Genomic DNA, 14121 nt, shown 5'->3' on the forward strand with positions numbered 1-14121 from the left:
AGGAGACATCACATGCCTCTCGCGTCCTATCAGACATCGGTTCCGGTGGTGGTCGACGACGCCAAATGCATCGCGGACAAGGGCTGCACGGTGTGCGTCGATGTCTGCCCGCTCGACGTGCTGCGCATCAGCGACATGACCAACAAGGCCTACATGGCCTATGACGAGTGCTGGTATTGCATGCCCTGCGAAGCGGATTGTCCGACCGGCGCCGTCACCGTCAACATTCCCTATCTGTTGAGGTGATCATGTCGAGCCCGTTCGAATCCTATGACGATCTCGAGGACGCCGACGAGCGGCTGCAGGCGGCCGATCCCGCCGAACGCCGCGTCGCCATCATTGCACTCGGTCATTCCGGCGATCCCGCCGCGGTCGCACATCTTGCCAAAATGGTCACCGATCCCGATGCCGGTGTGCGCCAGCAGGTCGCGATGGCGCTCGGCGAGTTCGACGGACCGGAGGCAGCAAGCGCGCTGGTGAAGCTGCTCGTCGATCCCGAGAGGATCGTCGCGGCGGCTGCGGCCGACAGCATGGCTGAATTCAAGGATCCCGCCTGCGCCGACGCGATCCTGCCGCTGGTCAGGCATACCCACGCTTTCGTCCGCATGGGCGCTCTGCGCGCGCTGAAGGAACTGCGCCGCAGGGATACACTCAAGCCCGCGCTGGAAGCGCTCCAGGACCCTGACGCCGCCGTCCGTGTGCAGGCGATCGGCGTGATCGGCTTTCTCAAGCTGGAAGAATCCATTCCGGCGCTAACCGCGCTGATCAACGATCCCGATGCCCATGTGCGCCGCGCCGCCGTGAGCGCATTGGCCTTTTCGCAGATGAAGCCGGCGGCGGAGACCATCACCCGCGCGCTGAAGGACGCCGACTGGATGGTTCGCGAGATGGCCGCGGAGACGCTGGGCCTCAACGTGAATGGTGCAATCGCGGCTGATCAGCTCGTCGCTTGCCTCGCGGATGAGTTCTGGCAGGTGCGGCTGAAGGCGATCCGCAGCCTTGGCAAGATGAAGATCGAACGCGCGGTGCGGCCGATCGGCAATTGCGTCAATCACGACCAGGCGAATTTGCGCAAAGAGGCCGCCGCCGCGCTAGGTGAGATCGGCCACCCTGACGGCGAGGCATTCCTGGCCGTGATCGCCGACGATCCTGATCCTGATGTCCGCAAGAATGCGCGCTGGGCACTGCACCAGATTGCAGCGCGAAAGGCGCGGGCAGGGGCATAATTGCACGGCGCGTCGCCGCTCTGGACTTCCAGCGCCAGACGTTTATTGGTCTTCGCTAACGGGAACGGCCGCTGCGAATGCGGCCATTCCTTAGAACAGCGAGGACGCGGCCATGACGACATTGACTGTAAAGGACCTTCTCCCCGAGGACGGCACGAAGGGAACGCTGGTCGGCCGCGTCTGGCTGCCGCAGGTCAACGGTCCGGCCATCGTCGCCGTGCGCGGTGACGGCGTGTATGACGTCACAGCAAATTTTCCGACCATCAGCGCGCTCTGCGAGACGGACGATCCCGCCAAGGCGCTTGCCGCCACCAAGGGCGAGCGCATCGGTGATCTCGAGGCGATCGTCGCCAACACCCCGCCGGACGGGCGCGATCCCCAAAAGCCCTGGCTGCTCGCGCCCGTCGATCTCCAGACGCTGAAGGCCGCCGGCGTCACGTTCGCGATCTCGATGCTGGAACGCGTTATCGAAGAGCGCGCCAAGGGCAATCCGGCCTCGGCCGAAGCGATCCGGAAAGAAGTGACGCGCCTGATCGGCGACGATCTGTCAAAGCTCAAGCCGGGCTCGGATCAGGCGATGCACCTGAAGCAAGTGCTGATCGATCAGAATGCCTGGAGCCAATATCTTGAGGTCGGCATCGGTCCGGATGCCGAGGTTTTCACCAAGGCGCCCACCTTGTCGTCGGTCGGCACCGGCATGGATGCCGGCCTGCATCCGAAATCGACCTGGAACAATCCCGAGCCCGAGCTCGTGCTGTTCGTGTCGAGCCGCAGCAAGATCGTCGGGGGCGCGCTTGGCAACGACGTGAACCTGCGCGACTTCGAGGGCCGCTCGGCGCTGCTGTTGTCGAAGGCCAAGGACAACAACGCGTCCTGTTCGATTGGTCCGCTGCTGCGCCTGTTCGACGACACCTTCACGCTCGACGACGCGCGCAGGCTGGACATCAGCCTGAACGTCATGGGGACGGACGGCTTCGTTCTCGACGGCCATTCCTCGATCAGCAAGATCAGCCGCGATCCGACCGATCTCGTCGCGCAGACCATCGGCAAGGTGCATCAATATCCTGACGGCTTCGTGCTGTTCCTCGGCACCATGTTCGCACCCGTGAAGGATCGCGATGCGCCGGGGCAGGGATTCACCCACAAGCGCGACGACATTGTCACTATCGCAGCGCCTCAGCTCGGCAAGCTCGTCAACCGCATGCGCACCAGCGACGAGTGCGAGCCCTGGACGTTCGGCATCGGCGCACTAATGAAGAACCTGGCGCAGCGGAAGCTGATCTAGCGCTGCTGCCCTCCGCCTCCCGCAAGCGGGGGCGCACCTTCGCCCCGCTGACAGCTGAGGCTCCATCGCGCCGCCTAATTTTTTCATCCCTCCGTTGCATGAAGGGAGCAAAATCGCGCTGAACGTGTCATAACTCAGCTCGCCCCACCTCGCCTGCTTTGCTCCAAATAGTCAAATAATATGACTAGTCGGAACTCAACTTCCGTGAAATAGTGCCCGCCGCTGGTGCGAAGGCCGGCCTGTGGGTGCCATGCTACCAATCGGCGCCCCCGGATAAAACATCTTGGGAGACGCGCCTGATGCCCCCTAAAGCTCTCTGTGCGGCCAGCGCCATGGCCGCCTTGTTGCTCGCGACGCCGGCCAGCGCCCAGCTCACGATCGGCTTCTCGCAGATTGGATCGGAATCCGGCTGGCGCGCGGCCGAAACGTCCGTCTCAGCATGAAGTCGACCTCCTGCACCGCGCCAAAGCTCTTGCTGATCCCCCGCACCTCGGGCGTGCTTCTATTCGCCTTCATTGTCCTGCTGCAGGGGCTGGTCGCGCTTGCGCGCCGGCCGGCGGCGAAGCATGCGGGAGCGGCGTCATGACCTCGCGGATCGTCGTCATCCCGACGCGGCGGGCCCATTCCAACCATGCGGAGGTGGCGCGTTCGATCGGCGTCGACATCATCGCCGGCCGCTATGCGGAAGGCACGCGCCTGCCGGGGGATGCCGAGATGATCGCAATGTTCGGCGTGTCGCGGCCGGTGCTGCGCGAGAGCGTCAAGACGCTGGTCGCCAAGGGCCTGCTCACCACCAAGGCGCGGGTCGGCACCGTCGTGCGCGAGCGAGGTGCCTGGAACATGTTCGACGCAGACGTGCTGGCCTGGCACCTCGATGCCGGCATCGACAAGCGCTTCCTTGACGACCTCGCCGAGATCCGTCTCGCCGTGGAGCCGCGCGCGGCGATGCTGGCGGCAACACAGCGATCCGAGCAAGACATCAGCGAGCTGCGCCGCAGCATGGATCGGATGCGGCATGAAGCGTCCGACTCGGTCGGATTTGCAGATGCAGATCTCGCGCTTCATGTTGCCGTGGCGCGTGCCTCGGGCAATCTGTTCATGCGCTCGATTGGGCATGTCATTGAAGCAGCGCTGCGCGCCTCTTTCCTGCTCAGCGCTCCGGTCGAGCCGGAGGATCGCGATACCGTGCTGCTCTGGCATCAGAAGATCGTCGATGCCATCGTCGCGGGCGATGCCCATGCCGCATCCGAGGCCATGGTCTATGTCATTCACAACAGCATGCGCCGCCATGACAGTACGGCGATCGAGACCGCCCCGGCCGAGCCGCCACCGTCGGCCGACACTGGAGAACAAGCGTGACAGACCTTCGCATCGCCATCGTCGGCTTCGGCAAGATCGCGCGGGACCAGCATGTGGCGGCGATCGCCGCCACACCGGGCGCAACGCTTGCCGCCGTGGCGAGCCGCAACGCCTCGCTGCAGGGGGTGCCGCATTTTACGACCATCGAGGAATTGCTTCAGAAGGGGCCGCCGATCGACGCGGTCTCGCTCTGCACGCCGCCGCAGGTGCGACGGGCCCAGGCCGCGGCGGCGCTCGCCGCCGGCAAGCACGTCATGCTGGAGAAGCCGCCGGGCACCGGCGTTGCCGAGCTTGATCCGTTGATCGCGATGGCGGCGGGTGCGAAGCGGACATTGTTTGCGACCTGGCATTCGCGTTATGCGCCGGCGGTGGAGCCGGCCCGGCAATGGCTCACTGATCGGCACATCAAATCCGTTCACATCAGCTGGAAGGAAGACGTGCGTGTCTGGCATCCCGGGCAGGGCTGGATCTGGGAGCCCGGCGGCCTCGGCGTGTTCGATCCGGGCATCAATGCGCTGTCGATCCTGACCAGGATTCTGCCGAAGCCCGTGTTCGTCACCGCGGCCGAGCTGGCCTTTCCAGCCAATTGCCAGGCGCCGATCGCGGCGAACGTGAACCTGACGGATATCAGCGGCCTGCCCGTGACCGCCGAGTTCGACTTCCGCCAGACCGGGCCGCAGAGCTGGGATATCCTCGTCGAAACCGATCAGGGCCGGCTGACGCTGTCCAGCGGTGGCGCGCGCATGGCCGTCGACGGCAAGGTGCTTGTCGAAGGGCCCGATGAGGAATATCGCGGGCTCTACCGACGCTTCGTCGCGCTCGCAGCAACCGGCGCAAGTGACGTCGATCTGACGCCGCTCCGTCTCGTCGCCGACGCCTTCCTGCTCGGCAAGCGCACGATCGTCGAACCGTTTGTGGATTGAGCATGGCCGCATCAACAATCACAAGAGACGTGTTCGGGACGCTGCCCGACGGCCGCGAGGTCGAGCGCGTCGTGCTGCGCGGGGAGGGCGGCTTCGAGGCGCGCATCATCAGCTACGGCGCGGTGCTGCAGGCGTTGATCGCGCCGGATGCCAACGGCGGATATGACGACGTCGTGCTTGGCCATGATGCCTTCGCCGGCTATCTCGCCGAACGGAAGTTTCTGGGCGCCACCGTCGGCCGCTATGCCAACCGCATCGCCAAGGGACAGTTTTCGCTTCAAGGCGAGACGGTGCAGCTAGCGGTCAACAACGGTCCGAATGCGTTGCACGGCGGGCTCGAGGGTTTTGATCGCAAGCTCTGGGAGATCGCGGAGATCGACGGAGGCGCCGAGCCCGCGGTGACGCTCACCTATGTCAGCCCGCACGGGGAGGAGAGTTATCCCGGTAGGCTCGACGTTCGCGTGACCTATCGCATCACCGGGCCGACCGAGCTGTCGCTGCTGATGGAAGCGCGGACCGACCGGCCGACCGTCGTCAATTTGACCAACCACAGCTTCTTCAATCTCGAGGGTGCGACGTCAGAGACGTCCATTCTCGACCACCGCCTGATGGTCGCCGCCGAGCAATTCCTCGCCATAGATGCCACCGCCATTCCGCTGCCGGAGTCGCCGCGCAGCGTGGCCGGCACGCCGTTCGATTTCCGCAAACCGTGGCCGGTGGGCGAGCGCATCCGCGAAGGCGACCCGCAATTGCAAAACGGCAGGGGCTACGACCACACCTATTGTCTCGGGCGCGACGGCAAGCTTGCGCTCGCGGCGCGGCTGGAGGCGCCGCGCTCCGGGCGCATCATGGAGCTGCTCACCGATCAGCCCGGACTTCAGGTCTATTCGGGCAATTATCTCGACGGTACGATGTCCGGCAAGGGCGGCAAGCTGATCCGGCAATCGGACGCCATGTGCCTGGAGCCGCACATCTGGCCCGACGCGCCGAACCGGCCGGATTTCCCGAGCCCGCGCCTCTATCCCGGAGGGGTCTATCGCCATCACACGGTCTATCGCTTTTCAGTGAGGTCGCCATGATGGAGCAGGTGCCAACGACTGTCCTCTCGGATCATCCTTGCCATCTCGGCGAAGGTCCGACCTATGACGTGACCACCGACACGGCCTGGTGGTTCGACATTCGCGAAGGCAAGCTGTTCGAGGCGCAACTCGGCACCGGCACTGTCCGCAGCCACGCGCTCGGGCGGATGGCGAGCGCGCTGGGGCGTATCGACGCCGAGCGGCAGCTGATCGTCGCCGAAGATGGCCTCTACATTCGCAAGCTCGCTGATGGTTCGATGACGCTGTTCTGTCCGCTCGAAGCGGACAATCCGATGACGCGCTCAAACGATTGCCGCGTGCATCAATCGGGTACGTTCTGGATCGGCACTATGGGCAAGAAAGCCGAGCCGAAGGCGGGCGCGATCTACGCGCTTCATCGCGGCAAGATCTCGACGCTGTTTCCCGGCATCAGCATTCCCAATTCGATCTGCTTCTCGCCCGACGGCGCCACCGGCTACTTCACCGACACGCCGCGTGCGGTGCTCTATGCCGTGCCGCTCAACCCCGCGACCGGCCTGCCGCGCGGCGAGCCGGAGGTGCTGTTGCGCCACAGCGGCATCGGCGGTCTCGACGGTTCGGTATGCGACGCCGACGGGCAGATCTGGAATGCGTGCTGGGGCGCGAGCCGGATCGACGTCTACTCGCCGCAAGGCGAGCGCCTGCGTTCGCTTAGCGTGCCGGCGAAGCAGGCGAGCTGCCCCGCCTTCGTCGGCCCCGACCTGTCGCGCCTGCTCGTCACGTCGGCCTGGCAGGATATGGACACGGCGGCACGCGCTGCCGATCCGCAAGCCGGCTGCACCTTTCTGCTCGAAGCAACCGCGCGCGGACGCGCGGAACCCGACGTCAAGCTCGCATAGGAGGCCCAAGCCGTACACGACCGTCGTTCTCGACACCACGAAGAAAGTCTGACACCCAAAGGGAGTGAAACATGCTGAAACTGAAGACAACATTTCTCGCGCTGGCGTTGGCCAGTGCCGCCACGATGGCCACAGGCGTCGCTGCCTTCGCCCAGAAGGCGACGGTCGGCATCGCCATGCCGACGAAGTCCTCGGCGCGCTGGATCGACGACGGCAACAACATGGTCAAGGTGCTGAAGGAGCGCGGCTACAACACCGACCTGCAATATGCCGAGGACGACATCCCGAACCAGCTCTCCCAGGTCGAGAACATGGTGACCAAGGGCGCCAAGGCGCTGGTGATCGCCGCGATCGACGGTACCACCTTGTCCGACGTGCTCAAGCAGGCGAAAGCAAAAGGCATCACCGTGATCGCCTATGACCGCCTGATCCGCGGCACGCCGAACGTCGACTATTACGCGACCTTCGACAACTTCCAGGTCGGCGTGCTCCAGGCGGAGTCGATCGTGCAAGGTCTCGGCCTGAAGGACGGCAAGGGCCCCTTCAACATCGAGCTGTTCGGCGGCTCGCCCGACGACAACAATGCCTACTTCTTCTACAACGGCGCCATGAGCGTGCTGAAGCCGTATATCGACAGCGGCAAGCTCGTCGTCGTGTCCGGCCAGATGGGCATGGATAAGGTCGCGACCCTGCGCTGGGACGGCGCCACTGCGCAGGCCCGCATGGACAACCTGCTCAGCGCCTACTACGGCAACAAGAAGGTCAACGCCGTGCTGTCGCCCTATGACGGCCTCTCGATCGGCATCATCTCCTCGCTGAAGGGCGTCGGCTACGGGAGTGCCGGCCAGCCGATGCCCATCATCTCGGGCCAGGATGCCGAAGTGCCCTCGATCAAGGCCATGCTGCGCGGCGACCAGTACTCGACCATCTTCAAGGACACCCGCGACCTCGCCAAGGTGACCGCTGACATGGTCGACGCCGCGCTCGCCGGCAAGCAGGTCACCGTCAACGACACCAAGACCTACGAGAACGGTGTCAAGACCGTGCCGTCCTATCTGCTGAAGCCGGTTGTGGTCTACAAGGACAATTGGGAGAAGACCCTGGTCGACAGCGGCTACTATAAGAAGTCGCAGTTCCAGTAAGACTCTCTCTTTTTCCCCTCTCCCCGCTTGCGGGGAGAGGGTTAGGGTGAGGGGCCTCTTTCCATACGGGCAGTGGTTGGTATGCACTCCGTCATTGCGAGCGCAGCGAAGCAATCCAGTCTGCCACGGCGGAAATTGTCTGGATTGCTTCGCTGCGCTCGCAATGACGATGTGGATGCAGCGATATCAGTCAACCTCTCCCCGCACGCGGGGAGAGACGAAGTAACGCAAGGGACACCAAAGCCATGACCGCCATGCTGGAGATGCGCAACGTCAGCAAGAGCTTTGCCGGCGTGCAGGCATTGCGCGACGTCAACTTCTCGGTTCGCGCCGGGCAGATCCATGCGCTCGTCGGCGAGAACGGCGCCGGCAAGTCGACGCTGATGAAGGTGCTGAGCGGGGTCTATCCGCACGGCAGCTACGAGGGCACCATCGTCTTCGAGGGCGAGGAGCGCCGCTTCCGCGACATCAATGATTCCGAGGCGCTGGGCATCATCATCATCCATCAGGAGCTGGCGCTGATCCCGCTGATGTCGATTGCGGAGAACATCTTCCTGTCGCATCCGCCGTCGAAGTTGGGGGTGATCGACCGCGACGAGGTCTACCGGCGCACGCGCGAGCTGCTGGCGCAGGTCGGCCTGAAGGAATCGCCGGATACGCTGATCACCGATCTCGGCGTCGGCAAGCAGCAGCTGGTCGAGATCGCGAAGGCGCTGTCCAAGCGGGTGCGGATGCTGATCCTGGACGAGCCGACCGCGAGTCTCAACGAGGCCGACAGCGCCGCGCTGCTCGAACGGCTGATGACGTTCCGCGAGCAGGGCATCGGCTCGATCCTGATCTCGCACAAGCTGAACGAGGTTGCCAAGGTCGCCGACCACATCACCGTGCTGCGCGACGGCCGCACGGTGGACAGCATCGACTGCCACGCCGAGCAGATCCAGGAAGATCGCATCATCCGCAGCATGGTCAACCGCGACATGGCGCACCGCTTCCCGGAGCGCAACGTGAAGATCGGCGAGCCCGTGCTCGACGTCGAGAACTGGTCGGTCTATCACCCCATCCATCCCGAGCGGCAGGTGATCAAGAACGTCAGTTTCGGTGTCAAGCGCGGCGAGGTCGTGGGCATTGCCGGGCTTATGGGGGCAGGGCGCACCGAGTTCGCCATGAGCCTGTTCGGCCGCTCCTGGGGCACCAATATCAGCGGCACTATCCGGCTCGAAGCCCGTGAGATCGCGCTGCCGAGCGTCGCCGCCGCGATCGACGCCGGCCTTGCCTACGTCACCGAGGACCGCAAGCAACTCGGCCTGATCCTCGCCGACGACGTCCGCAAGAACATTACGCTGGCGAGCCTCGACCAGGTCGCACCTGGCAGGGTGATCGACGACATCGCCGAGCTCAAGGTCGCCAGCGACTACCGCAACCGCATGCGCATCCGCTGCTCCGACGTCTACCAGGAGACCGGCCAGCTCTCCGGCGGCAACCAGCAAAAGGTCGTGCTGTCGAAATGGCTGATGACCGACCCGAAGGTCCTGATCCTGGACGAGCCGACCAGGGGTATCGACGTCGGTGCCAAATATGAGATTTACTGTATCATCAACGAGCTTGCGGAAGCCGGCCGCGGCGTCGTGGTGATCTCCTCGGAGATGCCCGAGCTGCTCGGCATCTGCGACCGCATCTGCGTCATGAACGACGGCGCCTTCGTCGGCGAGTTCAAGGGCTCAGAGGCGACACAGGAAAAGATCATGCGCGCCATCATGCGCAACGAACGAAGCATTGGGAACGCCGCGCCCGCTGCCGCGGAGATGGGAGGATCGCAGCTATGACCGACAAGACGGTTTCGCTGCCCGAGGAGCGCCGGCACGGCAGCTTCATCAAGAACAATTTGCGCAATTACGGCATGTTGATGTCGCTGGTTGCAATCATGCTGTTCTTCCAGGTCGTGACCGGTGGCACGCTGCTGCAGCCGCTCAACCTCACCAACCTGGTGCTGCAGAACAGCTACATCGTCATCATGGCGCTGGGCATGCTGCTGGTCATCGTCACCGGCCATATCGACCTTTCGGTCGGCTCGGTCGCGGGCTTCATCGGCGCCGTGGCGGCCTTGCTGATGGTGACCTACAAGGTCGATTATACGCTCGCCTTCATCGCTTGCCTCGCGCTCGGTGGCGCGATCGGTGCGGCGCAGGGCTATTGGGTGGCCTATTTCAAGATCCCCTCCTTCATCGTGACGTTGGCGGGCATGCTGGTGTTCAAGGGCCTGGCGCTCGCGGTGTTGCAGGGCCAGTCGCTCGGGCCGTTCCCGGCGACCTTCCAGAAGCTGTCCTCGGGTTTCATTCCGGAACTGCTGCCGGAGGCCGGCACGCTGCATCCGACCTCGATGCTGATCGGCGCCGTTCTCGCGCTCGGGCTCGTCTATGCCAGCGCCAAGGGAAGGTCGCGCGAGCAGTCGCACGGCATCGAGGTCGAACCCTATGCGTTCTTCCTCGGCAAGAGCATCTTGCTCGCCTGCGCCGTGCTCTATTTCACCTATCTGATCGCCTCGCATCGCGGCCTGCCCAACGTGCTGGTGATCATGACTGCGCTGATCGCGCTCTACGGCTTCGTCACCCGCCGCACCGTGATCGGCCGACAGATCTACGCCGTCGGCGGCAACGCCAAGGCGGCGAGCCTGTCTGGCATCAAGACCGAGCGGCTGACCTTCCTCACCTTCGTCAACATGGGCGTGCTCGCCGCGCTCGCCGGCCTCGTCTTCGCCGCGCGGCTCAACACGGCGACCCCGAAGGCCGGCCTCGGCTTCGAGCTCGACGTCATCGCCGCCTGTTTCATCGGCGGCGCCTCGGCCTATGGCGGTGTCGGGCGGGTCGGCGGTGCCGTGGTGGGCGCCATGATCATGGGCGTGATGAACAACGGCATGTCCATCCTCGGCATCGGCATCGACTATCAGCAGGTCATCAAGGGCCTGGTGCTGCTGGGCGCGGTGTGCATCGACGTGTACAATCAGCGGCGGTAGCGCTTCGTAGCCCGGATGCGGCGCAGCGTAATCCGGGTCTCTGCGCTTGGTGAGATTTCCCGGATTGCGCTGCGCTGCATCCGGGCTGCGGTCCTAAGCACTACGGCAGCGGTGATTGCGTCGTGAACAGCACGGTCGCGATCCCGATCGAGAGCCCCACCGCCGATACGGTTCCCACCGTCGACAGCACGCCCATGCGCCTGAGCGCGATGGCGAAGGCAATGATGATGGGTGTTGCGGTCATCTCGTCCGGCGCTCCGTGAAGCTCTGAGCCGGTTCGTACCGCGAAACGGCTGGCTGAACGTTGTGTCGGCGCAAACAGGAGCCCTGCAGTCCTCCAGTTTGTCCGGCAACAAATTCGGAACCTGGTGGCCGAGCTAAGTCTGACCGGTGTCCTGATCCGGAAAGACGATGTCGACGGCCGAGTGCGAACAGCAGGAAACAGGCTGGGGAATCCTGCAGGATCTCCCCGGCGATCCCATGATCTGGGTGCTGATCTTCAGCGAACTCGTCGCCTTCGGCCTGCTCCTCGGCGCCTTCTCTGTCGCCCGCGCGATTCACCCCGCGGTGTTCGCGGCCGGGCAGGCCACGCTCGATTCGCATCTCGCCGGCCTCAACACCGTCGTGCTGGTGACCAGCGGCTGGGCGGCGGCCCGGGCGACCAAGGCCGTGCGGAATGGACAACGGGCAACGACACGATACTGGCTTCTCGGCGCCATGGCGCTCGGCTGCCTTTTCATCGCGATCAAGCTCGCAGAGTACGCCGAAGAAACCGGGCGCGGGGTCGGGCTTGAGACCAATCCCTTCTTCACGCTCTACTTCCTGCTGACCGGCTTTCATCTCCTGCACGTTGGCCTCGGCATCATCATTCTCGCCGTGGTCTGCCGCCGTGCCGGGATATCAGGCGTCGAGACGGGAACGGCCTTCTGGCACATGGTCGATCTGGTCTGGATCGTGATGTTCCCGATCCTGTATCTGGTGAAATGACGATGCCAGATCGTGTCGACGTCACCTGGATCGCCTTGATCGGCCTTGCGCTTGCGACCGTCCTGCTGCCGCCGCTAATACCACGGGCGCTGCTCGGCAACGCTCTGCTGCTTGCCTTCGCCGCGCTCAAGGGGCATCGCATCGCGCTCGACTTCATGGATCTTCGCGCCGTCCCCGCACTCTGGCGCGGTCTCGTCGCGAGCTGGATCCTCATCGTGCTGCTGCTTGCCTGGCTCGCCTCGGCGCTCGTCGCCCTGATCTGACGCGCTCATTGCGCCCTGACAAAGAACGGGCCGGGCAAAGCGGCAATAAATCACACCATCGCAATTTCGCAGGAATCAACCGGAAAGGATTGGCAATGGCTGAACGCCTGACCAAGTCGGCCGCTCGAAACGTCTTCTACGGCGGCTCGGCCTTTTTCTTCGCCATCTTCATAGGGCTAACGGCGCACAGCCATTACTACATGGCCACGACATCGACCGACGCAGCCACGCTGACGTCTTCGGTTGCCCGCGGCAAGCACGTCTGGGAGAAGAATTCTTGCATCAACTGTCATACCCTGCTGGGCGAGGGCGCCTACTTTGCGCCTGAAGTCGGCAATGTCTGGGATCGCTGGGGTGGCAACGAGGATCCGGCCGCCGCGCGCGAGACATTGAAGGCCTGGATGCAGTCGCAGCCTTCGGGCGCACCGGGCCGCCGGCAGATGCCTCAATTCAACCTCACCGACCAGGAGCTCGATGATCTCGCCGACTTCCTGCAATGGACCAGCAAGATCAAGCGCCAAGAGTGGCCGCCGAACAAGGCGGGCTGAGCGCATCGCTTCCTGAAATCCCTCAAGACAGAGAGCCTGAGATGAAATATCAGACCCAGAAAGTCGCGATGCTGTATTTCTACGGCGCGCTGACCCTGTTCGTGGCGCAGGTCCTATTCGGCCTCGTCGCTGGAACGATCTACGTCCTGCCCAACACGCTGTCGACCCTGCTGCCGTTCAACGTCGTCAGGATGATCCACACCAACGCGCTGATCGTGTGGTCGTTGATCGGCTTCATGGGCGCGACCTACTTCCTGCTGCCCGAGGAAACCGAGACAGAGCTCTACAGCCCGCTTCTGGCCAAGATCCAGTTCTGGATGTTTTTCGGTGCTGCGGGTGTGGCTGTGGTCGGTTATCTCTTCCAATACCACGAGGGCCGCGAATTCCTCGAACAGCCCTTCATCATCAAGGTCGGCATCGTCGTCGTCTGCCTGATGTTCCTGTTCAACGTCACCATGACGGCGCTGAAGGGCCGTAAGACCACGATCACCAACATCCTGCTATTCGGGCTGTGGGGCGTTGCGATCTTCTTCCTGTTCGCCTTTTACAACCCGGTAAATCTCGCGGTCGATAAGATGTACTGGTGGTATGTTGTTCATCTCTGGGTCGAGGGCGTCTGGGAGCTGATCATGGCCTCCGTGCTCGCTTATCTCATGATCAAGCTCAACGGCATCGACCGCGAAGTGGTCGAGAAGTGGCTCTACGTCATCATCGGGCTGGCGCTGTTCTCCGGCATCCTCGGCACCGGCCATCATTTCTACTGGATCGGCGCGCCCGGTTACTGGCAGTGGATCGGCTCGCTGTTCTCCACGCTCGAGGTCGCGCCGTTCTTCACCATGGTGATCTTCACGGTGCAGATGACCTGGAAGGCCGGCCGCAAGCACCCGAACCGCGCTGCATTGTTGTGGTCGGTCGGCTGCTCGGTCATGGCGTTCCTCGGCGCCGGTGTCTGGGGTTTCCTGCACACCCTGTCCTCGGTCAACTACTACACCCACGGCACCCAGGTTACCGCCGCGCACGGCCATCTCGCCTTCTTCGGCGCCTATGTGATGCTGAACCTGTCCGTGATGGCCTATGCAATCCCACAGATCAGAGGGCGTGCGCCCTACAATCAATGGCTCTCCATGGCGAGCTTCTGGATCATGTGCACCGCCATGATGGTGATGACCTTCGCGCTGACCTTCGCCGGCGTGGTCCAGGTCCATCTCCAGCGCGTGCTCGGCCAGGGCTACATGGACGTGCAGGACCAGCTCGCGATGTTTTACTGGGTCCGGCTGGGGTCCGGCGTGTTCGTCGCGATCTCCGCGCTGATGTTCGTGTGGGCCGTGCTTGTGCCCGGTCGCGCCCGTCAGCCGGTCATCCCCGGCGCGTTGCAGCCGGCCGAGTGAGCGCGCAAAGGCGGCCGTGGCTCGCTGCGGCCG

16 protein-coding genes and 1 pseudogene are annotated in these 14121 nt (G+C 63.9%); 16 read left to right on the plus strand and 1 reads right to left on the minus strand.

All coding sequences use genetic code 11. From position 1 onward, the window contains the following. Positions 1-12: 12 nt before the first annotated feature. From I6F20_RS28590 to mmsB, 12 genes and pseudogenes are all read left to right on the plus strand, one after another. Positions 13-246 carry a 4Fe-4S dicluster domain-containing protein gene (locus tag I6F20_RS28590; protein ID WP_007593252.1) on the plus strand — a complete coding sequence of 78 codons (234 nt, stop codon included), beginning with the start codon at positions 13-15 and terminating at the stop codon, positions 244-246. Positions 247-248: 2 nt separating this feature from the next. Further along, complete coding sequence (locus I6F20_RS28595) at positions 249-1226, plus strand: HEAT repeat domain-containing protein (RefSeq protein ID WP_036005565.1); 978 nt, start codon at positions 249-251, stop codon at positions 1224-1226. A gap of 112 nt (positions 1227-1338) precedes the next feature. Beyond that, positions 1339-2511, plus strand: a complete 1173-nt coding sequence (locus I6F20_RS28600; RefSeq protein ID WP_225128861.1) for a fumarylacetoacetate hydrolase family protein — start codon at positions 1339-1341, stop codon at positions 2509-2511. A 332-nt stretch (positions 2512-2843) separates the two neighbouring features. Beyond that, a pseudogene (locus I6F20_RS28605) lies at positions 2844-2948 on the plus strand (sugar ABC transporter substrate-binding protein); the annotation flags it as partial. A 2-nt stretch (positions 2949-2950) separates the two neighbouring features. Further along, positions 2951-3097 carry a hypothetical protein gene (locus tag I6F20_RS28610; RefSeq protein ID WP_156447263.1) on the plus strand — a complete coding sequence of 49 codons (147 nt, stop codon included), beginning with the start codon at positions 2951-2953 and terminating at the stop codon, positions 3095-3097. After that, positions 3094-3870 (plus strand): FadR/GntR family transcriptional regulator, encoded by a 777-nt coding sequence (locus tag I6F20_RS28615; RefSeq protein WP_225128862.1) that lies wholly within the window; start codon positions 3094-3096, stop codon positions 3868-3870. The genes I6F20_RS28610 and I6F20_RS28615 overlap by 4 nt, the downstream gene beginning before the upstream one ends. Continuing rightward, positions 3867-4793: a Gfo/Idh/MocA family protein gene (locus tag I6F20_RS28620; RefSeq protein WP_225128863.1), complete on the plus strand. Its 927-nt coding sequence runs from the start codon at positions 3867-3869 to the stop codon at positions 4791-4793. The genes I6F20_RS28615 and I6F20_RS28620 overlap by 4 nt, the downstream gene beginning before the upstream one ends. 2 nt (positions 4794-4795) lie before the next feature. Then, the gene (locus I6F20_RS28625; RefSeq protein ID WP_225128864.1) at positions 4796-5872 is read left to right on the plus strand and encodes an aldose epimerase family protein; all 1077 of its coding nucleotides are present in this window, start codon (positions 4796-4798) and stop codon (positions 5870-5872) included. After that, positions 5872-6750, plus strand: a complete 879-nt coding sequence (locus tag I6F20_RS28630) for an SMP-30/gluconolactonase/LRE family protein (RefSeq protein WP_225129005.1) — start codon at positions 5872-5874, stop codon at positions 6748-6750. The genes I6F20_RS28625 and I6F20_RS28630 overlap by 1 nt, the downstream gene beginning before the upstream one ends. A 71-nt stretch (positions 6751-6821) precedes the next feature. Beyond that, positions 6822-7892 (plus strand): multiple monosaccharide ABC transporter substrate-binding protein, encoded by a 1071-nt coding sequence (gene chvE / locus I6F20_RS28635; RefSeq protein ID WP_036005529.1) that lies wholly within the window; start codon positions 6822-6824, stop codon positions 7890-7892. A 245-nt stretch (positions 7893-8137) separates the two neighbouring features. After that, positions 8138-9715 (plus strand): multiple monosaccharide ABC transporter ATP-binding protein, encoded by a 1578-nt coding sequence (gene mmsA / locus I6F20_RS28640; RefSeq protein ID WP_036005527.1) that lies wholly within the window; start codon positions 8138-8140, stop codon positions 9713-9715. Then, complete coding sequence (gene mmsB / locus I6F20_RS28645; protein WP_036005525.1) at positions 9712-10902, plus strand: multiple monosaccharide ABC transporter permease; 1191 nt, start codon at positions 9712-9714, stop codon at positions 10900-10902. Before mmsA ends, mmsB begins: the two co-directional genes overlap by 4 nt. Before the next feature lie 100 nt (positions 10903-11002). Here the strand turns inward: mmsB and I6F20_RS28650 are convergent, their stop codons facing one another. Beyond that, positions 11003-11146 carry a hypothetical protein gene (locus tag I6F20_RS28650; RefSeq protein WP_225128866.1) on the minus strand — a complete coding sequence of 48 codons (144 nt, stop codon included), beginning with the start codon at positions 11144-11146 and terminating at the stop codon, positions 11003-11005. 167 nt (positions 11147-11313) lie between these two features. Between I6F20_RS28650 and I6F20_RS28655 the strand changes: the two genes are divergently transcribed. The 4 genes from I6F20_RS28655 to I6F20_RS28670 all read left to right on the plus strand — a co-directional run bounded on the left by I6F20_RS28655 (position 11314) and on the right by I6F20_RS28670 (position 14088). Continuing rightward, the gene (locus I6F20_RS28655; RefSeq protein ID WP_036005523.1) at positions 11314-11889 is read left to right on the plus strand and encodes a cytochrome c oxidase subunit 3 family protein; all 576 of its coding nucleotides are present in this window, start codon (positions 11314-11316) and stop codon (positions 11887-11889) included. A 2-nt stretch (positions 11890-11891) separates the two neighbouring features. Then, positions 11892-12152: a cytochrome C oxidase subunit IV family protein gene (locus I6F20_RS28660; RefSeq protein WP_109145859.1), complete on the plus strand. Its 261-nt coding sequence runs from the start codon at positions 11892-11894 to the stop codon at positions 12150-12152. Positions 12153-12247: 95 nt separating this feature from the next. Then, positions 12248-12700, plus strand: a complete 453-nt coding sequence (locus tag I6F20_RS28665; RefSeq protein ID WP_036005521.1) for a c-type cytochrome — start codon at positions 12248-12250, stop codon at positions 12698-12700. A gap of 41 nt (positions 12701-12741) precedes the next feature. Continuing rightward, the gene (locus I6F20_RS28670) at positions 12742-14088 is read left to right on the plus strand and encodes a cbb3-type cytochrome c oxidase subunit I (RefSeq protein ID WP_036023400.1); all 1347 of its coding nucleotides are present in this window, start codon (positions 12742-12744) and stop codon (positions 14086-14088) included. The last annotated feature ends 33 nt before the right edge of the window (positions 14089-14121 follow it).

Origin of the sequence: Bradyrhizobium sp. IC3123 (assembly GCF_020193625.1) — a bacterium.
GTDB lineage: Bacteria > Pseudomonadota > Alphaproteobacteria > Rhizobiales > Xanthobacteraceae > Bradyrhizobium > Bradyrhizobium yuanmingense.

What these genes read in the sequence shown, in the direction of transcription:
- I6F20_RS28625 (WP_225128864.1), top strand. Translation starts at nt 4,796, where the DNA reads ATGGCCGCATCAACAATCACAAGAGACGTGTTCGGGACGCTGCCCGAC.
- I6F20_RS28590 (WP_007593252.1), top strand. Translation starts at nt 13, where the DNA reads ATGCCTCTCGCGTCCTATCAGACATCGGTTCCGGTGGTGGTCGACGAC.
- I6F20_RS28655 (WP_036005523.1), top strand. Translation starts at nt 11,314, where the DNA reads ATGTCGACGGCCGAGTGCGAACAGCAGGAAACAGGCTGGGGAATCCTG.
- I6F20_RS28630 (WP_225129005.1), top strand. Translation starts at nt 5,872, where the DNA reads ATGGAGCAGGTGCCAACGACTGTCCTCTCGGATCATCCTTGCCATCTC.
- mmsB (WP_036005525.1), top strand. Translation starts at nt 9,712, where the DNA reads ATGACCGACAAGACGGTTTCGCTGCCCGAGGAGCGCCGGCACGGCAGC.
- mmsA (WP_036005527.1), top strand. Translation starts at nt 8,138, where the DNA reads ATGACCGCCATGCTGGAGATGCGCAACGTCAGCAAGAGCTTTGCCGGC.
- chvE (WP_036005529.1), top strand. Translation starts at nt 6,822, where the DNA reads ATGCTGAAACTGAAGACAACATTTCTCGCGCTGGCGTTGGCCAGTGCC.
- I6F20_RS28650 (WP_225128866.1), bottom strand. Translation starts at nt 11,146, where the DNA reads ATGACCGCAACACCCATCATCATTGCCTTCGCCATCGCGCTCAGGCGC.
- I6F20_RS28600 (WP_225128861.1), top strand. Translation starts at nt 1,339, where the DNA reads ATGACGACATTGACTGTAAAGGACCTTCTCCCCGAGGACGGCACGAAG.
- I6F20_RS28670 (WP_036023400.1), top strand. Translation starts at nt 12,742, where the DNA reads ATGAAATATCAGACCCAGAAAGTCGCGATGCTGTATTTCTACGGCGCG.
- I6F20_RS28610 (WP_156447263.1), top strand. Translation starts at nt 2,951, where the DNA reads ATGAAGTCGACCTCCTGCACCGCGCCAAAGCTCTTGCTGATCCCCCGC.
- I6F20_RS28660 (WP_109145859.1), top strand. Translation starts at nt 11,892, where the DNA reads ATGCCAGATCGTGTCGACGTCACCTGGATCGCCTTGATCGGCCTTGCG.
- I6F20_RS28595 (WP_036005565.1), top strand. Translation starts at nt 249, where the DNA reads ATGTCGAGCCCGTTCGAATCCTATGACGATCTCGAGGACGCCGACGAG.
- I6F20_RS28615 (WP_225128862.1), top strand. Translation starts at nt 3,094, where the DNA reads ATGACCTCGCGGATCGTCGTCATCCCGACGCGGCGGGCCCATTCCAAC.
- I6F20_RS28665 (WP_036005521.1), top strand. Translation starts at nt 12,248, where the DNA reads ATGGCTGAACGCCTGACCAAGTCGGCCGCTCGAAACGTCTTCTACGGC.